The organism is Amycolatopsis sp. NPDC058986 (genome assembly GCF_042741125.1).
Classification (GTDB): domain Bacteria; phylum Actinomycetota; class Actinomycetes; order Mycobacteriales; family Pseudonocardiaceae; genus Amycolatopsis.
Map to the genome: position 1 here is coordinate 1 of NZ_JBHYJW010000054.1, position 24,412 is coordinate 24,412.

Annotated in this window: 16 protein-coding genes; 11 read left to right on the forward strand and 5 right to left on the reverse strand. The window is 70.1% G+C overall.

Going from position 1 to position 24,412, the window contains the following annotated elements; all coding sequences use genetic code 11:
• Positions 1 to 117: 117 nt before the first annotated feature.
• Positions 118 to 5,589: a biotin carboxylase N-terminal domain-containing protein gene (locus ACFW0G_RS34915; RefSeq protein WP_378329744.1), complete on the reverse strand. Its 5,472-nt coding sequence runs from the start codon at positions 5,587 to 5,589 to the stop codon at positions 118 to 120.
• Positions 5,590 to 6,076: 487 nt separating this feature from the next.
• Here ACFW0G_RS34915 and ACFW0G_RS34920 point away from each other — a divergent pair, with 487 nt between their 5' ends.
• The 8 genes from ACFW0G_RS34920 (at position 6,077) to ACFW0G_RS34955 (ending at position 18,895) form a co-directional block, all read left to right on the forward strand.
• Positions 6,077 to 8,899, forward strand: a complete 2,823-nt coding sequence (locus ACFW0G_RS34920; protein WP_378329745.1) for an ATP-binding protein — start codon at positions 6,077 to 6,079, stop codon at positions 8,897 to 8,899.
• A gap of 95 nt (positions 8,900 to 8,994) precedes the next feature.
• Positions 8,995 to 9,354 carry a hypothetical protein gene (locus tag ACFW0G_RS34925; RefSeq protein WP_378329746.1) on the forward strand — a complete coding sequence of 120 codons (360 nt, stop codon included), beginning with the start codon at positions 8,995 to 8,997 and terminating at the stop codon, positions 9,352 to 9,354.
• A 793-nt stretch (positions 9,355 to 10,147) separates the two neighbouring features.
• A complete protein-coding gene (locus ACFW0G_RS34930) occupies positions 10,148 to 12,982 on the forward strand; it encodes a LuxR C-terminal-related transcriptional regulator (RefSeq protein WP_378329747.1) in 2,835 nt (944 codons plus the stop codon).
• 400 nt (positions 12,983 to 13,382) lie between these two features.
• Positions 13,383 to 14,723 carry an OFA family MFS transporter gene (locus tag ACFW0G_RS34935; protein ID WP_378329748.1) on the forward strand — a complete coding sequence of 447 codons (1,341 nt, stop codon included), beginning with the start codon at positions 13,383 to 13,385 and terminating at the stop codon, positions 14,721 to 14,723.
• 153 nt (positions 14,724 to 14,876) lie between these two features.
• Entirely contained in the window at positions 14,877 to 15,161 is a 285-nt protein-coding gene (locus ACFW0G_RS34940) for a LuxR C-terminal-related transcriptional regulator (RefSeq protein ID WP_378329749.1), read from the forward strand.
• 32 nt (positions 15,162 to 15,193) lie between these two features.
• A complete protein-coding gene (locus tag ACFW0G_RS34945; RefSeq protein ID WP_378329750.1) occupies positions 15,194 to 16,078 on the forward strand; it encodes a hypothetical protein in 885 nt (294 codons plus the stop codon).
• Positions 16,079 to 16,231: 153 nt separating this feature from the next.
• Entirely contained in the window at positions 16,232 to 17,806 is a 1,575-nt protein-coding gene (locus tag ACFW0G_RS34950) for a discoidin domain-containing protein (protein ID WP_378329751.1), read from the forward strand.
• A gap of 78 nt (positions 17,807 to 17,884) precedes the next feature.
• On the forward strand, positions 17,885 to 18,895 hold the full coding sequence (locus ACFW0G_RS34955; RefSeq protein WP_378329752.1) for a TolB family protein: 1,011 nt from the start codon (positions 17,885 to 17,887) through the stop codon (positions 18,893 to 18,895).
• An 11-nt stretch (positions 18,896 to 18,906) separates the two neighbouring features.
• On the opposite strand, the gene ACFW0G_RS34960 is transcribed toward ACFW0G_RS34955, so the two are convergent.
• On the reverse strand, positions 18,907 to 19,602 hold the full coding sequence (locus tag ACFW0G_RS34960) for a hypothetical protein (RefSeq protein ID WP_378329753.1): 696 nt from the start codon (positions 19,600 to 19,602) through the stop codon (positions 18,907 to 18,909).
• Between the two features lie 323 nt (positions 19,603 to 19,925).
• Between ACFW0G_RS34960 and ACFW0G_RS34965 the strand changes: the two genes are divergently transcribed.
• A complete protein-coding gene (locus ACFW0G_RS34965) occupies positions 19,926 to 20,789 on the forward strand; it encodes a Scr1 family TA system antitoxin-like transcriptional regulator (protein ID WP_378329754.1) in 864 nt (287 codons plus the stop codon).
• Positions 20,786 to 20,995 carry a DUF397 domain-containing protein gene (locus ACFW0G_RS34970; RefSeq protein ID WP_378329755.1) on the forward strand — a complete coding sequence of 70 codons (210 nt, stop codon included), beginning with the start codon at positions 20,786 to 20,788 and terminating at the stop codon, positions 20,993 to 20,995. Before ACFW0G_RS34965 ends, ACFW0G_RS34970 begins: the two co-directional genes overlap by 4 nt.
• 70 nt (positions 20,996 to 21,065) lie before the next feature.
• Here ACFW0G_RS34970 and ACFW0G_RS34975 read toward each other — a convergent pair whose 3' ends face one another.
• Positions 21,066 to 22,322, reverse strand: a complete 1,257-nt coding sequence (locus ACFW0G_RS34975; RefSeq protein WP_378329756.1) for an erythromycin esterase family protein — start codon at positions 22,320 to 22,322, stop codon at positions 21,066 to 21,068.
• A gap of 206 nt (positions 22,323 to 22,528) precedes the next feature.
• Between ACFW0G_RS34975 and ACFW0G_RS34980 the strand changes: the two genes are divergently transcribed.
• Positions 22,529 to 23,014 (forward strand): SRPBCC family protein, encoded by a 486-nt coding sequence (locus ACFW0G_RS34980; protein WP_378329757.1) that lies wholly within the window; start codon positions 22,529 to 22,531, stop codon positions 23,012 to 23,014.
• On the opposite strand, the gene ACFW0G_RS34985 is transcribed toward ACFW0G_RS34980, so the two are convergent.
• Positions 23,015 to 23,956, reverse strand: coding sequence for a methyltransferase (locus ACFW0G_RS34985; protein WP_378329793.1), 942 nt, complete (start codon positions 23,954 to 23,956; stop codon positions 23,015 to 23,017).
• Positions 23,957 to 24,043: 87 nt separating this feature from the next.
• Positions 24,044 to 24,367, reverse strand: a complete 324-nt coding sequence (locus ACFW0G_RS34990; protein WP_378329758.1) for a GerW family sporulation protein — start codon at positions 24,365 to 24,367, stop codon at positions 24,044 to 24,046.
• Positions 24,368 to 24,412: the final 45 nt, after the last annotated feature.

Here is a 24,412-nt window from a genome sequence, read left to right on the forward strand (position 1 = left end):
TTTTTTACCTGTGTGGGGGTCTGTTTTTTTTTAACCCCACCCCGGGGTGGGTGCTCGCCCCCCCCCACACGCCACATTGGGGCGCATGGGCCGCCTCGGGAACGGAAGCGTTCCGGCTTACTGCTTCATGCCGTGGTCGATGGCCTCGATGATGCGCGGGCGCAGCTCGGCGGCGCTGATGATCGCGTCGACCGAGCCGACCTCGACGGCACGCTGGATGCTGTGCACGCGGTCGAACTCCGCGGCCACCTCGCCCAGTTTCTCCGCGCGCACCGAGGACTGCGTCTCGGCCAGTTCCGCGGTCAGCGCCGCCCGTTCGGCGCCACTGGCCCCCTCGACCCGGCTCTGCAGCGCGACCACCCGCGGGTCGTTCGCCGTGCGGGTGTTGACGTCGTGGGTGAACACCACGGCCGCCGCCGGGGCACCGCCGAGCACCGAGGCGAACGAGCCTTCCAGCGCCAGCACCGTCATGTTCGGGTTCAGCGTCTTCGAGAAGACCACGAACGCACCGCCGTGGTACCGCGAGATCACGGTGAACACGATCGGACCTTCGAAGTTCACGATCGCGCGGCCGATCTCCGCGCCGTACTCCAGCTGCAGTTTGCGCAGCGACTCCGGCGAGCCGTCGAAGCCGGACAGGTTCGCCAGCACCACCAGCGGCCGGTTCCCGCTGGCCGCGTTGATCGCGCGCGCCGCCTTCTTCGACGAGCGCGGGAACAACGTGCCCGCGGTGAACGCGTCAGGCCCGTCGGTGGGCGGGAAACCGCGGCGGGGCACCGACCGCGATTCGATGCCCAGCAGGCAGACCGGCCACCCTCCAATATGGACGTCCTGCACCGCGGCGGTGTCCGCGTCCGCCATGCCCGCCCAGCGTTCCAGTACCGGATGGTCCTGATCGGACAGTGCGCGCATCACGGTCCGGATGTCGAACGGCTTCTTGCGGTCCGGGTTGTGCTCGGCCGAGAAGATCTGGCCGACCGTCGTGAAGTCGCTGCCGACGACCGCGTGCGGGAACACCGAGACGTCCCGGTCGAACGGGTCCGCCGTGGTAGCGCGTCGTGGCGCCGCCTCACCGGGAACGACGTAGGTGTGGTCGTAGTGCGACATCAGCACGTCGCGTGCCGCGCCGAGGTTCGGCGCCCAGTACTGCGCCTGCCCGTTCGGCCCCATCACCCGGTCGTAACCACCGATGCCGAAGTTGTCCTCGGCGGAGACGCCGCCGGAGAAGTCCAGCGCCTGCTTGCCGGTCAGCACCATCGCCGAATCCGGCGTCATCACCAGGATTCCCTTGGTGTGCATGAGCATCGTGGCCTCGGCGTTCCAGTACGGCTGGGCACCGACGTTGATGCCGGAGACGACGACGTTGATCTCGCCGCCCGCCTGGGTGAACTCGACGATCCGCTTGAGCGCCGCCGCGACCCAGTCCATGTTCTCGGTGCCGGAGTCCATGGAGATCCGCGCGCCGGAGGACAGCGCGAACCACTCCAGCGGGACCCGCATCCGCTCGGCGAGGTCCAGCGCCGCGATGACGCGGGAGCACTCCGGTTCGGACAGCGCGCCCAGCGACTTCGTCGGGTCGCCCAGCAGCACCACGCGGGTCACGCCTTCGGGGTACCGCCGGGTCGGCGTGCTGACCACCCCGGCGACGATCGCCGCCTTGTTGTGCCCGCGCGGCCGGTCGACCGGGACCAGGACGCCGTTCTCCAGGTCGTGCTCGACGAAGCCGCCCTGGTTCCCGGCGAGCATCGAGGTCAGCTCGTACGGGTACACCGTGTTCCTGGCGCTCGCGCGCAACACCTTCTGCCGGTAGTCGTCGAGCGGCTCGACCGGCTCGACCGACGGCTCGCCGACGGTCAGCACGGCGCCGCCGGTCGCGTCGAACGAGACGCGCACGGCGACCTTCTTCAGCTCGCCCGTCCTCTCGTCGCGCTGCCGCGCGATGAACAGGATCTCCTCGAGGCCGGCACCCGCGGTCGTCGGCAGCACGCGCCCGGCGATCATCTCCAGCTCGGCGCGGGTCAGGCTGCTCGGCGGCCAGACGTAGACCACGATCCGGTTGGTGCTGAAGCGTTTCTTCGACGGACGCCGCGCCTGGGCGCGCCGGATCGAGTCGAGGCAGGTGGTGATGGCGTCCTCGGCCGTGGGCAGCGCGACCAGCCTGCCGTCGTGCTCGCGCAGCTCGGTCAGGTCGCGCACCTGCGCGAAGGCGACGAGGCGGTCGTCGGTGGGATTCTCCCGCGCGACGCACCGGAAGAGGTAGATCTCCTCGTCCGAGGACGGCAGCCGGGTGAGGTCGAACTTGCTCAGCCGCTCCAGCTGCATGCGCTCCGCGATGTAGGGGTGCAGGCCGCGGATCAGCCGGTCCTCGGTCATCCCGGTCGTCGTTCCGTCCGTCGCCGGGCGGAACGTGAAGTGGTGGTGCATCACCGCGCCGCCGCTGCCCGCGACGGTGGTGGTGAGCCGGCGCACCTGGCCCGGCAGCGGGTGCGCGCCGATGACCTCCTGCAGCGCGGCGGCCATCGCGTCGAAGTCCTCCGGCTGGTCCTCCCAGGCGAGGTAGATGTCGGCGTCGACGGTGCCGTTCTCACCCGCCAGCTCCGCGAGCCCGCCGAGCGCGCTGCCCAGCGCCTCGAAGGCCACCGCGGCGGAGACCACACACGAGCCGGCGCGCTCGGCGACCACGAACGTGTAGCCGGCGTCCTGCTTGGTGCGCACGGCGGTGAGGCCCTTGTTGCCGTAGTACCGGCGGGTCAGCACCTCCAGCATGACCGCGTTGTCCAGATGGTCGCGGTTGAGCCGTTGCCCGAGCACCCGCACCAGCGGCTCGGTGCTGCGTACCATCTTGGCGATCCGCTCGCCGCGGTCCGGCGCGTCCGGGTGCTGGTCGAGGTGGCGCAGGTGCCTGCGGACCTCGGCATAGACGCGGGCGCGGGTGCGGCGCAGCAGCGGCTGGGCGAACCAGCGGAACACGATGCCGCGTGCCAGGTCGGACACCGCGGGGAAGCGCACCTGCGTGGCCGCCACCAGCCGCTCCAGCGCGAGCCCGGCGGGCTCCCGCAGCGGGTCCGCGGGCGGTGCCTCGGTGATCCACTGACGCAGCAACGCGGAAACGACGGCCACGTCCGAGGACGCGCGCTGCTGGGCGAGGAAGATCCGGAAGACCGCCTCCTCCAGCTCCGGCGTCCGCTCGAGATCGGTCACCCCGTACTGGCCGAGCACCTGGCGCAGCCGCGCCTGGAACTTCTCCGGCAGCCCGGCACGCTCGACGTCGAGGCTCTGCAGATAGGTGTGGAAGTACTCGCGGGGGCTGTGCACCGGCGTGTTCGGCTCGATGTCCTCACCGGCGGGCTTGTTCCGGGTCAGCTCGGACAGCTCCGCGAACACCGACAGCAGGCCGAGCTCACCGTCCAGAAGCTGTTCGGGGTCGGCGAGTTCGGCACGCGCGGCCAGGTAGTCCGACAGCGTTCGCGGGTCGACGTCGAAGCCGAGCAGCTGGCCCCGGAGATCCTGCAGGCCGCGGGCGGCCCGCTCGGCGGCCGAGGTGCTCATCCGCAGGAGAGGCAGGTCGACCTCGGCGACGGAACCGTCCTCAGTGGACTCGTCGGTGGTGTCCCCGTCGGCGAGCGGTTCCAGGCGCATCAGCGGCGCGCCGGTCTCGACCTGGCTGCCGACCGAAACCGGGCATTCCCGCACGCGGGCGCGGAACGGCGCGCGCAGCACCGTCTCCATCTTCATGCTTTCCAGCACCAGGATCGGTGCCCCGGATTCGACCTCGTCACCCACCGAAAGCGGCGTCGCGACGACGAGTGCGGGAGCGGGGGAGCGGACGACGCCACCCTCGTCACGACTGACCCGGTGCGTGACGCCGTCGACCTCGACGAGGTGGATCGGCCCGTGTGTCCCGGTGACGAGACGGAACCGCGTGCCGTTGACGGTGATCTGCCCGCTGTGCTGGTCGAACCGCTCGATCTCGACGTCGGCGGGCTGGAAGTCCCCGCCGCCGCTGACGCCGACGCGGAAACGCTTCCGCCCCACGCGCGCGACGCTGACGCGGTAGGCCACGCCGCGGAGTTTCAGATCGAGCGGGCGGCCGCTTTCGTGCTGCACCTGGGGACGTCCGCCGTGCGCGGTGGCCAGCAGCCGCTGCCGGGCGACGTCCTCCTCGTCCTGGTAGGCCTCGATCGCGGCCGCGGCCAGCGCGATCGCCGAGTGCCGGTGCGTGACCAGGTCGCCGTCGGCGCGGACGCGGTCGATCCAGCCGGTGTCGGCGCTTCCGTCGATGACCTCGGGCCGGTCGAGCAGGTCGAGCACGAAGCTCTTGTTGGTCGCGCCGCCCTCGATGATCACGGTGGTTTCGGCCATCGCCCGGCGCAGCCGGGCCAGTGCCTCGTCACGGTCGCGGCCGTAGGCGATGATCTTGGCGATCATCGAGTCGAAGTCGGCCGGGATGGTGTCGCCCTCGCTGACCCCGGTGTCGACGCGGATGCCCGGACCCGCGGGCAGGACGAGGCGCGCGATGCGGCCGGGGGAGGGGGCGAAGTCGCGGTCCGGGTCCTCGGCGTTGAGCCGCGCCTCGACCGCGTGCCCGGCTTCGGCGGGCTGCGGGCCTTCCAGCTTGCCGCCGTTCGCGACGTGCAGCTGTGCCTTGACCAGGTCGGTGCCGGTGGTGATCTCGGTGATCGGGTGTTCCACCTGGAGCCGGGTGTTGACTTCGAGGAAGGCGAACAGCTTCTCGCCGGGGTGATACAGGAACTCGACCGTACAGGCGCCCCGGTAGCCGACCGCGACGGCGAGCCGCTCGGCCGACGCCTTCAGCTCCGCGGCCTGTTCCGGCGCGAGCACCGGCGACGCGGACTCCTCGATGATCTTCTGGTTGCGTCGCTGCACCGAGCAGTCGCGGACGCCGAGCGCCCACGCCGTCTCGCCGTCGGAGATCACCTGGACCTCGACGTGCCGGGCGCCGGTGACCAGGCGCTCCAGGAACACGACGCCGGAGCCGAACGCGCGCAGCGCCTCCTGGCTGGTGCGCTCGTAGGCGTCGGCGAGGTCGCCGGCGGAGGTGACCTTGCGGATGCCGCGCCCGCCACCGCCCGCGGTCGCCTTGAGCATCAGCGGGTAGCCGATCTTCGCGCCGGCTTCGAGCGCCTCGTCGAGGCTCGCCACCTCACCGCGGCTCCACGGCGCCACCGGGACGCCGACCTCCTCGGCGATCAGCTTCGCGCCGATCTTGTCCCCGAGCTTGCGCATCGCCTCGGCGCTCGGCCCGACGAAGGTGACCCCGAGTTTTTCGCACAGTTCGGCGAAAACCGGGTCCTCGGCGACGAAGCCCCAGCCGACCCAGGCCGCGTCGGCGCCGGTCTCGACCAGCGCGCGCTCCAGGACCTGGTAGTCGAGGTACGGCCGCGCCGAGGCGGGGCCGAGCGAGTAGGCGAGATCCGCTTCGCGCACGAACGTCGCCGTCCGGTCCGCGTCGGTGTACAAAGCCACGGTCTCGATCCGCGTCCCGGTCTCCGCGGAGAGATCCCGGACTGCGTGGATGAGCCGCATCGCGGCCTCCCCGCGGTTCACGATGGCGACACGACTGAACACCGACAGAGCCTCCCAAGTACGCACAGAAGGCGACGCCTCCGGGTTCCGGAGCGTCGCCTGCACCTTCCTACACAGTGCTCTCTTACCGGCGGGTACACCAATGTCAGCTATGACGCATGCCGTGGCCCCGCTTTTGGAGGAACCATCCAAAAAGCGGCCCAGGCCACACCGGCTGGAGGCCCGTTCGCTCCAGATCTGCCACAAAGCCGGGTGGCGGCCGCCCAGTGGTAACGAGGGGTTCACGCGGCGGCTCCCCCGCGAAGACAGGGGGCGGCACGCCGGGAAATAGGGGGCCTGCGCCCGGGGTCGCCGCCAACCCGGGCGCAGGCCGCTTTCCCCCGGGCGCCGTCACCGGGGAGTTTCACCGCGACCGGCGGGGTCGCGCCGGGAGAACGTAACAAGGCAGCACCCGAAAGTAACTGTGGGAATCCACAGAAGAACACGGTGTCACCAAAGTCAGAACTGTCGACTGGCTTAGGTATACTGTATGCACTACGTGGCGCTGCGGCGGTCGCCGTGGACGAGGGCGGAGAGGAGCACAGTGCTGGTGGAGCGCGCGGCGGAACTGGCCGCCATGACGTCGGTACTGCGATCGGCGCGTCGCGGCGCCGGTGGCCTCGTCGTGGTCTCCGGCCCGCTGGGCATCGGGAAAACCGTGCTGTTGAACGCTTTCGCGGAGCAGGCGAGCGCGGACGGGGCACGGGTCCTGCGGGCTGCCGCGGCCCCGCTCGAGCGCGACTTCGCGTTCGGCGTCGTCCGGCAGCTGTTCCACGCCCCGGTCCGCACGGCCGAACCCGCCCGCCGCGCGGCCTGGCTCGGCGCGGCGGCGGCCGCCGCGCGTCCGCTGCTCGACGACGACCCTGCCCGCGTGCGCCGGTACCGTGCGGAACACCCGCTGTTCGAAGGACTGCGGGCGCTGGTGGCGAACATGGCCGCGCGGACCCCGCTGCTGCTCCTCGTCGACGATCTCCAGTGGACGGACCTGCCCTCGTTGCGCTGCCTCGGTTTTCTGGCCGACCGGCTCGCCACCCTGCCGGTGGTGATCGCCGTCGCGGCACACCAGGGCGACCACCACGCCGGGCCGGGGCACCTCGCCGGGCTGACGTCGTCGGCACGCGAGGTGCTGTCACCGCGCCCGCTGAGCGCGCGGGGGAGCGCGCGGCTGGTCAGGGCGGTGTTCGCCGAGGCGGACGACGAGTTCCTCCTGGCCTGCCACGAACGCGCGGCGGGGAACCCGATGGTGCTCACCGCGATCTTGCGTGCGCTCGAAGCGGGCGGGACACCGCCACGCGGCGCGTCGGCCGACGTCGTGCGATCGGCGTTGCCGGGCAGGCTCCGCGAACGGCTCCTGTCCTTCCTGCGCCAGCTGCCGCCCGCGGCGCTGAAGCTGGCCACCGCTGTCGCCGTCGTCGGCGACCCGGTCGAGCGAGACGTGCTCGCCGGACTGGCCGGGCTCGACGCGACCGAGGCCGGGAACGCCGAACGCGCGCTGCGGCTGGCCGGCGTGTTCACTGCGTCGCCCGCCGGGCCCCGGTTCGCGCATCCCGCGGTCCGCGCGGCCGTCGACGAACTGCTGCCGATGGCGGACCGCGAGGAACTGCACCTCGCCGCGGCGAGGTCGCTGCACCGCCACGGGTGTCCCGCCGAGCGGATCGCCGGTCTGCTGCTCGGGGTCGACCGTCCACAAGGGACATGGGCGGTCGAGGCGGTGCGGGCCGCGGCGGTGGCTGCGGCCCGCGACGGCCGTCCGGCGCGGGCGGTGGAATTCCTGCGGCACGCGCTGAGGTACCACGCGCAGGACGGCCCCGGACGCGCGGAACTGCTGGTCGACCTCGCCACCGTGGAAGGCCGGTACGACGCCGGCGCGGCGGTCCGCCATCTCGCGCAGGCCGTCCCGATGCTGCCCACCGCGGCCGGACGCGCCGCGGCCGTGCTCCCGTTCGCGCCGCTGGCACCCGCGACCGCGCCCGAACCCGTCGCCGCACTGGTGCGTCAGGCCGCCGAAGACCTCGGGGCTCCCGCCCGGCTTTCCGGTGCCGAACGCGATCTCGCGGTGCGCCTCGGGGCACGCCTGCGGCCTCACGGCCATGGCGGCCGGTTCGCCGCGCTCGCCGGGGAACCGGCCACCTCGACGTGTGCCGAACGGGAACTGTCCGCGGTCCTGCTCCACGAGGCGGCCCAGCGGATGACGCTGCCCGCCGCGCGGGTGGCGGAACTGGCGAACCGGCTGCTGGCGGCCGAACCGCCGGACGCCGATCACCCGTACCCCGCGCTGCCGCTGCTGGTTTCGGTGCTGATCACGGCGGACGCGACCGCCGGGCTCGCGCTGTGGCTGGACGCCGCGCTCAAGCGCGCCCACGCGCGGAACGCGCCGGTCGTGTATCGCGGGCTGTGCGCGCAGAGCGCGCTGGTGCACCTGCACACCGGCGATTTCGGCCCGGCCCGCGCGGCGGCGGTCGAGGCGTGGGAGCTTTCGGGCGACGAGCCGGCCGAACCGATCACCGCGACGCTGGCGCTGACCGCCGTCCGCACCGGGGATCTCCGGCTGGCCACCGACCGGCTCGACCCGGCGTACGAACGGAACCGGGCCCGGTGCACCCGGCCGTTCTGGCGGCTGTTCGACGGGATGCTCGCGGCCGAACGCGGGGAGTTCGCGCGTGCGGCCGAACGCGTGCTCGACTGCGGCCGGGCGCTCGACCGGGAATGCTGGTACGGCAACGGGATTCTCCCCTGGCGGGCGATGACCGCCGAACTGTGCCTGCGCGCGGGCGATCTCGGGCAGGCCAAGGCGATCGCGGCGGAGGACCACCGGTCCGTGCTCACCTGGGGCGCGCCTGGTCCGCTCGGCCGCGCACTGCGGGTCCGGGCGGACGTCCTCGGCGGTCACCGCGCGGTCGCGTTGCTGCGGGAGGCCGTCGAAGTCCTCGGCCGGTCGGAGAACAAGGTCGAACTCGCCATCGCGAAGGTGCGGCTCGGCCGGGCGCTCACCGCACACGGAAGTCCTCGGCAGGCGGCCGGACTGCTGAGGGAAGGCCGGGAACTGGCCGAATCCTGCGGGGCCGCCCACCTCGTCGAATCCCAGGGCGGTCAGGCGAGCACAGCCGCCTCGGCGGAGTGGGAGCTGACGGCCGCCGAAGCCAGAGTCGCGCGCTACGCCGTCGGCGGCGCGACGAACCAGGACATCGCGAACGCGCTCCGGGTGAGCACGCGCGCCGTCGAAAAGCAGCTGACCAAGGTGTACCGCAAGCTCGGTGTCGCGGGCCGGGCCGGGCTACCCGCCGCGCTCGCCGTGTCCGGCCAGGACGACTGACCCGCCGTCACCGCTCGCCCGCCGAATGCCGTCGAGGGCGTAGCGCGGCACGGGCCGCCAGTCGGGGCCGGGGTGACGAGTTCGCCGGAGTGGTCGTGCTCGCCCGCGAGAAGATCGAGGACGGCCGTGCAGCCGTGCTGCTTCCGCGACGGGCCTTCGAGATCCGGCCCGACGGCAGGCCCGCCGGATTGCCGAACGGCAGGACCGGACGTCTCGTGCTCACGACCGATTCACCGTGGTGGTACCTGCGGCTGATGGGCGACACGGCCGTGAAGCAGCTGCGGGCGGCGACGTTGCGGTACTGCGGGATCCGTCCTGTGTGGACGACCCGGTTCGGGCCGGTGAAAGGGTCGAGTGACGCGGGACGGGAGCGGTGGCTGGACAGAACGGCCGAACTCGCCCGGCGTGACGCCGCCAAAAGGCGCGTACGGCAGGCGGGCCGGGTCCGCCGGTAGCGGTTCCGCGGAGATTTCCGTCCGGCGTGTACGTTTGAATTTTCAACGTGAGCCGGGATCGTGAATGGTGCATTGGGGGTTTTCGCATTAAGGCTCTGGTGTGGTGGGGGTTGCGGATGTGCCGAGGGACGCTTTCGGTGCGCTGGCCCGGGGTGCGACAAGGGCGTCCCTTGGTGCGTTGAATGCGACAGGGGCGTCCCTGGGTGCGGTGGATGCGCCCAGGGGGTCCCTCGGACTTTTCCACCCACGCCGAGAGCGTCGCCGATGTCGCGAACGGGCCGTTGACGACGATGAACGTCCCGGACGGAGCGTTCGCGACATCCAGATCGCGGCGCGAACTCCCAGCCGCCACGACAACCCCGCGAACAACACACATCCCACCGGACCCGCACCCCGGACCCTCGCCGAATGCCGTGAAAGCATCTCCAGTTACCACGGCCGCGGTGACGCCCGGGGGTTTCGTTCATAGTGTTCCCGAAACCCGGGTGCCCCAAGGAAATGAAAGACATTCAGGGGTTCCCGTTGACCGGTAGCCGGACAGCGTTCCCGCGCGGCCGGGGTGACTTTTCCGGTGCGGCCACAGGGGAGCGGAGCCGGATGTTTCACGCTTCGTTACCAGAGTTCGGTGGGATCGACCTGGGCATCGTCCTTCTTGCGGTGGCAGTTAACGCGCGAATGGGGGACGGTGATTCCGCTGAGTAGTCATCGCGCGGCAATTGGCAACCGCTCGGGGGCGCCGTATAGTGCGAATGGTGGCAGGAAGTAACGATTTACCGGATGGACGGGTAGCCCCGTGCCCGGCAGGGAAGCAGGCCAGATCCCGCTCGCCCCGGTGGTCGACCGGGCTTTCGCGGGCACCGCGCGGATCGTGGTCGCGCGCGGGGTGGCGGGTATCGGCAAGACAAGGTTGCTCGACGCGACGGCTTCGGCGTTGCGGGCGCGTTCGCGGGTGCTGACCGTCCACTGTGGTGAACTCGGCGACGTCTCGGATTTCGGTGTGGCCCGCGCGTTGTTCCAGCCGATCCGGGCGCTGGCCGGGAACGATCGCTCCCGGGACGACGTGGCGCGGCGCGCGCTGGCCGGCCTCTACTCGCCGAAGGGGTTCGCGGGATCCGCGACGCTGGCCGAGGCATACCCTGCTTTGCAGGGGCTGTACTGGCTCGCGGCGAGCCTGCTGGCCGAGCGGCCGCTGACGCTCGTCATCGATGACGCCGAACTGTGCGACGAGCCGTCGATGTGGTGGCTGGACTTCCTGCTGCGCCGCGCGGACCGGCTGCCGCTGCTGGTGCTGCTCGCCCGGCGGACCGGCCGTGCCGGACCGGGGGCCGAGGGCATGGGCGGGCTCGCGGCGGACCCGCGCTGCGCGGTACTCGACCTGGCGCCGCTGACCCCGCCGCAGGTGCACGAGATTCTGCGCGAAGCCTTGCCCGCCAACCCTGACAGCGTTTTCACCGCCGCCTGCGCCAAGGCGTCCGGCGGGAATCCCCGCGCCCTGTGGCGGCTGATCGGCAGGCTGCGTGAGGAGGGCGTGACACCCGACGCGGCGGGAGTGTCCAGGGTGGGGGAGCTGAGCGGCGAGGTCGTCGGGCCGATGATCGTCGCCAGGCTCGACGGGCAGCCCGAACACGTCCTCGAGGTCGCCCGCGCGGCGGCGATCCTCGGCGGCCGCAATCTCGACCTGGTCCCCGTGCTGAGCGGGGTGCCGCCGCGCGTGGTGGACAGCGCGATCTGGGTGCTGCGGGAACTCGAACTCGTCTCCGGCGCGACAGCCGATCTCGGGAACGACGTCCTGCGCTCCGCCGTACTCGGCCGCCTGACACCGGAAGAGCGCATCCGGCGCCGCGCCAGGGCCGCGCGCTTGCTGAACGAGGCGGGCCGTCCCCACGACGACGTCGCCGAACAGCTGGTGCACGTCCCCGGGCGCATCGAACGGTGGATGTCCGGTGTGCTGCGTGGCGCCGCCGGGCTGGAACTGGATCGCGGGCGCCCCGAGACGGCGCTGCGCTACCTGCGGCACGCGCTCGCCGGCGACGACGGGACGTCCCGGTTGCCGCTGCTGCTGGATTCCGTCGGCCCGCTGAGCCGGCTCGATCCGGCGGAGGCACTGCGGGTGGCGCGGTCGGCGCTGGCCGAGGTCCGGGACCCCCTGAGCCGCGCGCGGATCGGGATCACGGCGGGGCGGCTCGGCGTGCACGCGGGGCGGGCCGCCGAAACGGTGCCCCTGCTCGCCGGAACGCTCGAACAGCTGCGGGCGAGCTTGCCGTCCGAGCCGGACGAGGCACAGCGGGAACTGCTGACGTCGGCCGAAGCCACGCTGCTGCTGGCGAGCGTCATGGATGAATCCACAGTGGACTCCGCGGCGCGGCGGGCACGGGCGTTGGCACGCCCGGCCGGGAACACCGACGCCGAGCGGTCCCTGCTGGCCGGGCTGGCGGTGGTCGCGCTCCAGCAGGGCGAGCCCGCGGCGGAAGCGGCCGCCTTGGCTCGCGAGGCGCTCAAGGGCGGCGATTCCGGCGCGGTCGGCTTCACCGAGCTGTGCGCCGGGGGAGTGCTCCTGGCCGCCGACGACGTCGACGGCGCGCAGGAGGCGCTGACCCGGCTCGTGGACAACAGCAGGCGCGTCGATCCGTGGATGTACCTGCAGGGACTCACCGCACGGGCACTGTTGCGCCACCGCACCGGGGACCTCGCGCGGGCCGCGGTGGACGCGGACACCGCGCAGCGGTTCCGGCGGGACGCTCCCCGTCTTCGTTCCTTTGTGGACCTCGTGCACGCACAGCTGCTGCTCGAACGCGGTGAGATCGACGAAGCCGAAGCTGCACTCGGCCGGTTCGACGGGAAGCCGGCGAGCGGTTTTCTCTTCGTCTCGGCGGTTTTCCTCGATGTCCGGGGCAGGATCCGGCTGGCGCGCGGCGATCTGCGGAGCGCGCTCGCCTGCTTCGAAGCGGGCCTGAACCTCGCCGGCCGATCCACCGGCACCTTGACCGAACCGCTGCGATGGCGCCCGGCCATGGTCGAGGTGCTGACCGCGCTGGGCGACCACGAGCGCGCCAGGGAACTGGCGGAGCAGGAGCTGGCCTCGGCCGGCCGGTGGCGGACGCCGCGAGCACGCGGGATCGCTCTGCGCGCGGCCGGGATCGCGGCGGGTGGTGCCCGTGGCAGGGAGCTGCTCGCGGAGTCGGCCGGCATCCTGGCCGCGTCCCCGGCACGGCTGGAGCTCGCGCGCACCGAATTCGCGCTCGCCCGGTCGCTGCTGACGGCGGACGACAAGGAAGGCGCGCGGAAGTACGCGCGCCGGGCGCTCAATCTCAGTACGTCGTGCGGTGCCACCGCGCTCGCCGGCGAAGCGAAGTCCCTGTTGAAATCCGCGGGCGGTCGCGCGCGTTCGATTCCCAGTACCGTGTTGTCCGGAATACGCACGGAAATTCTCACCGAGACCGAATGCCGGGTGGCCGAGCTCGCCGTCCGCGGCCGGCGGAACAGTGAAATCGCGGAAACGCTCTTCGTGTCACCGCGCACGGTCGAGTTCCACCTGCGGAACATCTACCGGAAACTCGATGTCGCGGACCGGAAGGATCTCGCCGCCCGGTTGCACCCGGTGAGCAGTGTGGAGAACTCGGCGCACTGAGTTCGTCCCTTCGTGCGACCGGCCGCCGTGGGCACGAGGCGGCCGGAAAACCTTGCTGTGCGGAGTCTTGACCGATGCACGTTCCCGCCCGGCAGACCGTGCGGGGACGAGGTGCGTGGCCGCTCCGTCCACAGTGGCCGGACCGAACCCCGTCGCGCGGGCGGGCACGGGGGTTAAGCGGCCGGTTGCCGGGAACCGTTGACCCGAACGGGCCAAAAACCCTAGGTTCGTCTCATCGAATCCGGGTGACCGCGAGGGCCTTCCGGAGCGGGTTTACGAAGCCGCATTCACATTTTCCCGCACCTTTTCCCGAGTGCGAGATCCATCGCGAAAGAGTATTCCTATGGCCGCAGTAGCGGGCTATCAGGAGATAGCCGACGAGAACGGGCGAGTATACCGAGTGGGGGAAAGTCCCCACGACATCATGGGCAGGTCGCGGGCGTGGATGGTCTGGCTGCCCTGGATCGCCATGATGGCGGTGAGTGTCTTCGAGTACGGCTTCGGCGCGGTCGAGGAGACGCTCGAGGCGAAGTACCACTGGTCGACCGCCGAAGCGTTCTGGGTGGCGGGCATCTGGGCGGCGTTGCAGGCGGCCGTGGCCTTCCCCGCCGGGCGGCTGCGGGAGAAGAACATCGTCTCGGCGCGCGCCGCGATGCTGGCCGGCGCGGTGTGCTGCGGGATCGGGCTGTTCTCGATCGCGCACAGCGGGAACCTGGTGCTCGCCTTCCTCGGCTACTCCGTGGTGGGTGGCGCCGGCGTCGGGCTGGTGTACGCCACCTGCATCAACATGGTCGGCAAGTGGTATCCGGAGAAACGGGGTGCCCGCACCGGGTTCGTGAACGGCGGGTTCGCCTACGGCACGCTGCCTTTCCTCGCGATCTTCGCCGCGTTCCTCACCAAGGACAACTACACACCGATCCTCGATCTGATCGCTGTTTACATCGTTGTCGTGGTCGGCGTGTGCGGCTTCCTGTTCAAGGACCCGCCGAAGAGCTGGTGGCCCGCCGAGGTCGACCCCGTCGCCTGGAGCAGGAACAGGGCGAAGGGCACCGGCCTGGCGAAGAACCCGCCCGCGATGCGGCAGTACACGCCGCTGGAGGCGATCAAGACCGGGATGCTCCCCCTGATGTGGGTGTGCATGGTGTGCATCGGCGTCGTTTCGCTGTTCGGCATCAACTTCATGGTCGATTTCGCCAAGAAGAGCGACTTCGGGGCGTTGGTCGCCGCTTCCGCCGCGGGCGTGCTGGTGGTCGTGAACGGCACCGGGCGCGCGGCGGTCGGCTGGGCCTCCGACCGGATCGGCCGCAAGCAGACCCTGATCCTCGTGCTGCTGATCGCGGCCGTCGCGCAGTTCGGCCTGCTGTGGGCCGGGAACACGCACAACGGCGCGCTGTTCATGGTGTTCGCGTTCCTCGTCGGCTTCGGCGGCGGCGCCTTCTACCCGCTGTTCGCCGCGTTGGTGCCGGACTACTTCGGGGAGAACAACAACGCCTCCAACTACGGCCTGCTCTACAGCGCGAAGCTGGTCGGTGGCATCGGCGGCGGCGGGATCGCGGCCTGGGTGGTCAGCGGGGTCGGCTACACCGGCGCGTGGATCCTCGCCGGGTGCATGTGCCTGTTCTCCGCGCTGCTGGCGTGTTTCCTGCGGCAGCCGGGCCGTTCCCCAGGGCCCGAGCTGTCGTCGCCGCCCGCGGAATCCGCCGACTCCGTACTGCGGCACGAAGTGACGACGAGTGGCTAGTCACTCAGGATCCGGCGGTATTCGGTCCGGGTCCTGAGCGGAACCGGCGCCGGTGTGCATTCCCTTTTCGGCGCCGGTTTTCCCGTATTCTTCCGTTCCGCTCTCGAGGAGCCTGGAAGGGCTCGGCTCGCACAAAAGAAAGGGGAGGCGTTCATGACCTCGTCCGTGCGGGAGCACTCTTCCGCGGAGCCGGCAGGCCGTCCCGCGTTGAGCCCGCTCGCCGCCGATGTGCTGGCGGGCATCGCCGCGGGGCACTCGACCGGCGGTCTCGCCGCTCGGCTCGTGCTCAGCGTCCGGGGTGTGGAATACCATTGTTCCCGGCTGATGCGGATGCTGAAAGCCGCCAATCGGGCGGAAATGATCGCGCGGGCCTACACGGCCGGAATCCTTTCCGCCGACGAGTGGCCGCCCCGGGTCGGTGAGGAATTCATTCATTGATCATCGCGGTTCGATCGGCTACGTTACCCGGCATGAAACGTACTTGTCTCGGAATTCTCTCCGCAATCGCCGTAGCTGTCGTCGTCCCCGCTCCGGCCGCCCACGCCGTGCCGCGTGCGGACGGCTGGGAGACCATCGGCGACGGGATGACCTCGGGGGCCAGCGGTGTCGCGGTCCTGAGTCGAGGCCAGGGAAGCATCGACGCACTTGTGGTGCGGGACAACAAGAAGTCCGGGGAGAACCGGGCGGCACGCGTCCGGATCGCCGGCGGCAAGGTGACCGGGGTGGACGCGATCACCTGGTCCGGAGAGGTCCCGGTGGACCTGGAAGCGGTGGAGGCGGTGCCCGGCCGCGCGGGGGAGTACGTCGCGCTCGCCAGCAAGGGCAAGGGTTTCCACATCGAGCTGCAGGGGCTGACCGCGCGGGTGCTCAAGACGTTCCCGTTGCCGAAGGGGAAATCGGGCGACAACTACGAGGGGTTCGCGCTGAAGTCCGTGTCGGGCAAGCTGTTCGCGGTGTGGGCCGACCGGGGCCAGGACAGCAGGCCGGCGACGCTCTACTCGGCCGCGTTCGACCTCGCCACGCTGTCCTTCGGGAAGCCGGCGTCGGTGGAGTTCCGGGTTCCCTACCCCACGGCCAACGTGCGGCACGCCTCCGACGTCGAGATCACCGAGGACAACCGGGTTCTCGTCTCCTCGGCCTCGGACCCCGGGGACGACGGCCCGTTCGACTCGGCGGTGTACGCGGCGGGGACGCTCGGCGCGGACGGCGTGATCACGCTCGCCGGGACCCCGGCGAGGATCGGCGACTTCCCCGGCCACAAGATCGAGGCGCTGACCTGCCTTTCCGCGTCGTGTGATCAGGTGCTGTACGGCACCGACGACGAAGCGCGCGGCGGTTGGGTCCGCGTCGTCTGACCTCATCTGTTGACGATCTCTTTACCTCCCGTTACGCTCTGCGTTAGTTAGGAAGTCTGCTTTACAAACTAGGTCACGCTCTTCACCCGATGCCGGCCGCACGACGCCGCCCAGCGCCGGTCTTCGTCGATCCAGGCATGTCGAGGAGTGCGTATGCAACGGAAGAAAGCCGTCCTGGGCGTCGTCGCGCTGGCGGCGGCCACCCTGCTCGTCCAGCCCCTGATCGCGTCCGGCACCGAGACGCGGGCGGAATCCCTGCTGTCCGCCAACAAGCCCACCACGACCTCGTCGATCGAGAACGCCACGTTCGCCGGGAACCTCGCGGTCGACGGGGACACCACCACCCGGTGGGCCAGTGTGGAGGGTGCCGATCCACAGTGGATCGCCGTCGACCTCGGCGGTCCGGCGGCGATCACCAGGGTCAAGCTGAACTGGGAGGCCGCCTACGCCAAGGACTACCGGATCCAAGCGTCCGATGACGGCCGGACCTGGCGTGAAGTCAAGGCGATCACCGGGGGAGACGGTGGCACGGACGAGATCACCGGCCTGAACGCGTCGGCGCGGCACGTCCGGATCGAGGGTACCGTCCGTGCCACCACCTACGGGTATTCGCTGTGGGAGCTGGAGGTCTACGGTTCACGCACCGGTGGCGGCGACGTCCTGCCGCCGACCGCGCCGACCGGGCTCAGGGCGGCATCGTCCACTTCGGACAGTGTGACGCTGGCCTGGGAACCCGCCAAGGACGACGTCGGTGTCACCGAATACGAGGTGCTGCGCAACGGGAACGTCGTCGGCAAGTCCGCGACCACCGGCTACACCGACACCTCACTGGCTTCGGGCACCGAGTTCACCTACACGGTGCGGGCGCGCGACGCGGCGGGCAACCTGTCCGCGCCGAGTGCTCCGGCCAAGGCGGCCACGCAGCCGGGTGGCGGTATCGGGGGCATCACGCTGGTGGTCGCCGGGGACATCGCCAAGGCCCAGTTCCCGTCCGAGCACCAGAAAACCGCGCAGCTGGTGGCGGGCGTCAACCCGCAGTACGTGCTGACGGTCGGCGACAACCAGTACGACAGCGGGACGATCAGCGAGTTCCGGTCCTACTACGACAAGACGTGGGGCAAGTTCAAGAACATCACCAAACCCACGCCGGGCAACCACGAGTGGTATGACAAGCTCAACGGGTACAAGCAGTACTTCGGCCCGATCGCCACTCCACAGGGGCAGCCGTACTACAGCTTCGACGTCGGCGACTTCCACTTCGTGGCGCTCGACTCGGATCCGGTGACCGACGGGATTTCCGGGGACCAGGTGGCGTGGCTGCGTCAGGACCTCGCGAAGAACACCAAGGCGTGCGTCGGCGGTTACTGGCATCATCCGCGCTTCAACTCCGGGCAGTACGGCGACATCAAGAGTGTCGCGCCGCTCTGGGACGAGATGGTCAAGGCCAAGGCGGACGTGGTCTTCGGCGGGCACGACCATCACTACGAGCGCATCAAGCCGCTGAACTCGGCGGGCCACGTCGACGAGGCCAACGGCGTCCGCTCCGCCGTCGTCGGCATCGGCGGGGACAGTCTCTACAGCCAGATCAAACCGCGTGAAGGCGTCGAGAAGTCGTTCTCGAAGCACGGCGTGATGAAGCTGGTGCTCACCGGAAAGTCGTACTCCTGGGAGATCATCGGCACCGACGGGAAACTGCTCGACAAGGCGGGCCCGTTCACCTGCCGGTGATCGCCGTCGCCCGGTGCCACCCGTGTCGGGGGTGGCACCGGGCACGGTCCGGCGGACTTCCGGCGCTAAGGAGCTTTCGTGAACCTCAAGGCGAAACTCGCCGCGGCGCTCATCGGCACGGCCCTGCTGGTGACGGCTTCGGTGGTCTATACGTTGCAGGCCAAGGCGAACAGCCCTGAACGACGTCAAGCCGAAGTCGCCGTGGACAAGGCGCGCCCGGCGCGGCTGGAACCGGGACGGCTGCTGTTCCGCAGTCTCGCCGGGGGAGTGGACCACGGCAAGGTCGCGTCGGTTTCGCTCGCGGATCCCGGCGGGCCACGGCGGGTGAGCACTCTCGGCTGCGATCGGTTCTCCGCGGCCGCGAACGAGGGGCTGTGCCTGATCGGGGTGCCGGGCCCGGCACCGAGCGCCGCCGCGGTGTTCGTCGACGCCGGTCTCGCCGAGGTGAAACGCGTCGACGTCGCCGGAATCCCCAATCGCGCCAAGCTGTCCGCCGACGGCCGGATGGCCTCCTGGACGACGTTCGTCACCGGCGACTCGTACTCCCAGGCGGGCAGCTTCTCGACCCGCACCGCGATCATGGACCGCCGGGAGGACCAGTTGTCCAGCAACATGGAGGACATCCCGCTCCGCATCGGCGATCGGCGGCACCATGGCGAGGACGTCAACTACTGGGGCGTCACCTTCGCGAAGGACAACCGGGTTTTCTACGCCACGGTGGCCACCGGCGGGCGCACCTACCTCGTCCAGGGCGACAACGAAGCCTGGGCCGCCCACACCCTGCGGGAGAACGCGGAATGCCCGTCGCTCTCACCGGACGGCACGAAGCTCGCCTTCAAGAAACGGGTTTCGGCCGACGGCGCGCGGCCGTGGCGCGAACACGTTCTCGACCTGGCCACGATGAAGGAGACACCGCTCGCGGAGACCCGCAGCGTGGACGATCAGGTGATCTGGCTCGACGAAAACACGATCGCCTACGGGCTGCCCGGCGAGAACGGCGCCGCGGGCGACATCTGGGCGGTCCCCGCGGACGGCTCGGGCACGCCGCGGCTGCTGGTTCCGCGGGCCGCGTCCCCGTCCGTCGCGTAGCGTTTTCCCGGCTATGCCGTGAGCAGGCGGATCCATGCCTGCGTGGTGGTCTCCTTGTTGGTGATGGCGGCGGGTTCGTAGGCCTGCGCGCAACTGCCTTCGCTGTGCCGGATCACCTCGTCGAAGAACCAGGCGGAGCCGGCGACCGCGAGGACCGCGCTGGTCTCCTCGAGCGCCCGTTTCAGCTCGAGGGAGTCGAGGATCCGGAACGTGTGGACGATGGAGGCCCCGGTCACGCCGTGCTCGTCGTAGTTGATTTCGCCGGCGTGGATGGCGAGCCTGAGCCGGATCTGCTCCTCGGCGGGATGGATCTTGTTGTGCCAGGCCAAAGCGGTGAGCAGCGTGCCAGGAAGATGGTCGGCGAACAACGTCTTGGGGATCTCCGCGGGGGCGAGCACCAGCACGCCGTCGCCCCGGTCCTCACGGCGGCACGAGGCCCAGGGAATGCCGGCGGAGTCGAACGCGTACTGCATCGCCAGGTACAGGCCGTGGCGGATCCGCACCATGTTGGTGTTGTTCCTGGTGTGCCTGCCGAATCCCTCGATGTCGACGGTGACGATCGTGCAGTGCGCCGTCGCCGCCATGACTCTTTCCAGCCGCTCCGCCGCCGCACGGAGTTCGACATCTTCGGGTGCGGGTAGTGCCGTTTCGCCACAGCGTGACCTGGGCACCGGCTCGGCGTCGAGCCGCTCCGAAGTCGGTTCCATCATTCCTCCCCGGCAACACAAGAACTGTCCTCGGCGACGACCGGTGGGCGACGAGGGCAGAACGTCCGTCGACCTCGTACGGACTCCTCGGGGGCCGAGCGGCCGGGAGCTGCCTGGGTGCGTCGAGTGTCCGCAGCGTGATCGCCGCGACTCGGTGAGTCACTACGGACGATAGAGCCCGGTCGGGTGGCACCGCCACAGCCCCGCGAGTATCGTTCGGTTACCGTAACCATGGGATGCGCCGGGGGAGGTACTCATGATGGCACCTGGTTGTATACTGGATGAGTCAACAGAGACCTGTGTCGCCCTGATGGGGGAGTGACGTGTCAACGCCGATGTCGCCCGTTGTCGCGGCCTGGGAGCTCGCGCTCCGGCTGCGCAAGCGTCGCGAACAGGTCGGTATCGAGGTCAAGACCATCACCCAGACGCTGGGCTTCACGCGCAACTACTGGTCCGCCGTGGAGAACGAGCGCAAGATCCTCTCCGAGGAAAGCCTTCTCCGCATCATCGAACTGTTCGAGTTCGATCGCGAGGAGCGGCAGGAGCTGCTCGAACTGCGCGCGGCGGCCAAGGAGCACGGCTGGTGGGCCCGCTATTCCGGCCTTCTCGACGAGGACCTTCAGCGCCTTTACGGACTCGAGCACGGCGCCCGGAGTATCCGGACCTACGAGAACCTGATCCTTCCCGGCCTGCTGCAGACCGCCGACTACGCCCGGGCGCTGATGACCCCCGACGTCACCATTCGCCAGGTCGAGATCGACCAGCGCGTCGAGGCGCGGCTGCGACGGCAGGAACGGCTCAGGGGTGAGCATCCGCTCCAGCTGACGGCGATCCTCAGCGAAGCCGCCCTGCGGCAGCAGATCGGCGGCCCCGACGTCCTTCGGCGCCAACTCGAGCATCTCGCCGACATGATCGACGAGCATCCGGAAACCATCGAGGTGAGGGTGATCCCCTTCACCGCGACGGCGTGTGGGCTCTTCGGGGCCGCGACGGTTCATCTGATCGACTTCGACAGTCCCCGCCTTCCCACCGTGGCATGGCAGGAAACCGTGAGCACGTGGGGCATCATCGACGACTCCACCCTGGTACGCGACCTCACCATGACCTACAACGACGCGTTCCGGCGTACCCAGACCCAGCAGGAAACACGGACATTCATCCGTCAGCGCATCAAGGAACTGGCTTGACCGACAACATTTCGCCCTCGGCACCGCGAACCCGGGAAGAGTGGTTCAAGAGCAGCCACTCCAACGCCGGGGGAAGCTGCGTAGAGGTAAAGCTCACCAGCGGCGGCGTGCTGGTCCGCGACAGCAAGGACCGGCGTTCCGGCCAGCCGGTCATCGCCGTGTCCGCGAACGGCTGGACATCGTTTCTGCGCGCCGTCGCCCACTGATCGCCGCGCCGGGCACGCTTCCGGCGGAGTGCCGTGTGCGTCCCTCGGGTGTGACGCACACGGCGTGCGATCAGCCGACTTCCTTGAGGAAGGCGATGCCGTCGGTCTTTTCGAAATGCTCGGGATCGAGCGCGAAGTAGCCGTGATGGCCCGACGTTTCGACGCGGGGCGCCGGCGTGACACCCGCGTTCCGCAATGCCTTGCCCAGGCGGGACGAATCGACGAGGTATCCGTTCTCCGGCAGTGACGCCAAGACGCCTTCGAGGGTGTCCTCTCGCGGCGAGCCGAGGCCGTGCGCGGGCGCGCTGCCCACCGCCATGGCGATGAAGGCGTACCGGTCGCGCAGCCGCGCACCGGTGAGCGCGCCCGCGCTCCACCAGTCCAGCACCTGGCCGCCCATGGTCATCCTGCTCTTGTCCCGTTGCAGATGGAGGTTGTGCGCGAACACCATGGTCGGCCCCCGCCGCTCCTGTTCGTCCACAATGGATTCGAGGTTGGCTGCCATCATGCCGTCCCGCAGGCCGATCAGCCGGGTCAGCCGCGCGGGCGAGGGGGCGGCCATCGCCGCGTGGTAGCGGAGCAGGCCCGTGGCGGTCCTGGCGTACAGCTGTGCCCGCCACCACGCGGCGGGTGACGTCGCGGCGAGCAGGCGCGGGGATTCCGTGTGGCACAACGCCTGCAGGTCATCGGCGAGCAGGCGTAGTTTCGCGACGTCCTCGGAAGAGCCGACCGATTCCGCGGGGTCGTACATCGCCGCGGGATTGGTCCAGCGCTCGTCGTCGCCGGTGAGTCGTTCGATGGTTTCCACGGTGCAGGGCAGCAGCGTGGGATCGACGTGGGCCGCGAGGTAGCCGTGGAGTGCGGTGAGCGCCCGGCGTGGGCTGACGGCGCCGGTGATCTCCGTCGGCGCGTCGAAACCGTAGAACCGCAGCCGGTCTTCGTCCGCCCGGCCCTGGTTGTACTCGCGCATCCAGCGGACGAGTTCGCGGTTTGCCGCCGCGGCCCCGAAATCGTGGCTGAAACCGTCTCGCATGACGTCGTCGAGGTTGCCCGTTCCCTCGGAGACGAACCGGTCGACGATCAACCCGGCCAGGCAATCGCTTTCCAGGGCGATCGACCGGTACCCCTCGTACTCGGCCAGGTGCCGGAACAGCCGGTTGCGCAGCAGGAGAAAGGATTCCTCCCCGTGCAGGGGCTCGCCGAAGCCGAGCAGGCGGGGGCGGGTGGTGAGCGAGGGCAGGAACTGGGCCAGCACGGCTCCGATGTCGGTGCCGTGTCCTTCGGCGAAGGCCCAGCCGGCGTCCTGGATCGAAGGGCCAGAGGTCATCTCGAATCCTGTTCTTCTCGGGGTTCCGCGACACCTTCGACCGTATCGTTGAAGAGTCGGGTTAAACTTTCGTCGTTTCTCCAGTGGTTGACGTCAAGTAACCCTCAACAGGCGAGTGAGGCCCGGGGCGCGGGACGCGTTCTCCCGCGTTGCGGCGTCGGGCCGTGCGTGTTGTCGGGCGGGGAGGCGCTGGTTACCTTTCCCGGGTGGATCCGACGATTTCGCGCAGTGTGCATGTCGCCGCCGAGCCGCGAGCCGTGTGGTCGATGGTGACGGACCTGCCGCGGATGGGACGCTTCAGCCCGGAAAACGCCGGTGGTGCCTGGGTCGGCGGTGCCACCGGGCCCGCGCTCGGCGCCAGGTTCCGCGGCACCAACCGCAACGGCGCCAAGCAGTGGTGGACGCGGGTCACCGTCATCGCCTGCGAACCGGGGCACTGGTTCGCCTTCGACGTGCGCAGCCCGTTCGGGATGCGGGTCTCCCGCTGGGCCTACCAGATCACCCCGGCCGAGGGCGGCTGCGTGCTCACCGAACACTGGTACCGGGTCGGCAACTGGTTCGTCCGCCGGTTCCTCGGCCCGCGGGTGACCGGACGTGCCGACCGGCCGGGCTTCAACGCCGGTTCCATCGAGCACACGCTCGCCGCCGTCAAAACCCTTGCCGAAGCGACGGAACCCGTGCGTCCTTCTTGATCAGACGGCGAGGCGGAACTCCAGAAGGCAGCGCTGGCCGGTCAGGTCGATCACGCCGTCGAGGACCAGTCCGTGGGCCGAGGCGAGGGCCTGGAATTCGTCGACCCGGCGCTCGCGACCACCGAAGATCACGAGCATGGCCAGGTCGAATTCGGTGCCGGCGCGTCGTCCGCCGACCGGTTCGACGACCAGGATACGGCCGGTCGGGGGAACGGCCTCGACGCAGCGATCGAGGATCCGGTGCGCGTGCTCGTCGTCCCAGTCGTGCAGGATGTCGCACAGCAGATAGGCGTCCGCGCCTTCGGGAAGCGGGTCGAAGAAGCTCCCCGCGGTCACCTGGGCGCGATCCTCGACGTCGTGCGCGGCGAAGGTGCCGAGGGCTTCGGTCGCGGTGGGATCGAGGTCGAGCAGATGTCCGCGGATCCGGGGGTGGGCGGCCAGGATCGCGGCGAGGAGTGTGCCGTGACCACCGCCGACGTCGACGATGGCAGGGAACCGGTCCCAGTCGTACCCGGCCACGATCCCCGGGATCTGGGTGCGGAAGCGGTCCGTCATCTGCTGGTCGAGGGAAGCGCGGAGCCGGGGATTTTCGGCGAGGTCGGCCCAGAAATCCTGGCCGTAGCGGCGTGCGTAGCCGCCATCGCCGGTGGTGACGCTGTGCAGGAGTTCGGTGAACGCCAGCTCGGCGCGGCCGCCCGCCATGTCCAGGTGCAGGAAGTTGGTGAGCTCGTTGCCGGTGTCGGTGCAGAGGATTGTTCCGTAGCCGGTCGTCCGGTAGCCGGTCGGCGCGTGCTCGACGATCCCGAGCGTCGCGAGGTGGCCCAGCAGGAGCTCGAGCGCGACCGGTGACACGCCGAGCTCGGTCGCGACCTGTCCGGTGGTGGCGCCGTCGCCGCGTAGCCGGTCCGGCAGGCCCAGCGTCACCGCGACACGCAGCGCCATCGGCGTGGCCAGCCCGGCCAGTTTCCGGATTTCGGCGATGTCGTGTTCCCGCACGAAGATCACGATGGCATGCCGGTCAACCGGAAATCAGCCGCGTTTGGCCCGCACGATGCTCCGGTGGGCGAGCAGGCAGGTGATCACGGCGGCCCCGGCGGTGGTCACCAGCCGGGTCACGTCGACGGCCGGTACCCAGCGGACCCGGCCGCGTTCGACGACGAACGCGCCGACCGGCCGTGCGAAGTACCCCAGGCCGAGCCCTTCGCCCTCGGGCAGATCCTGTCCGCCGCCGCCTCCGCCGAACACCCGCGCCGCCGGGATCACGGTCACCTCGCCCTGTTCGACCGGCTCGCCGAAGACGGCTCGGGCCGAAACCGCGGTGCGCAGGGTCGTCATCAGCTCGTCGAGCTTCATCGCCACCTCCCGAGCGGGCGAGCTTAGCGGCCGACACCTATACAT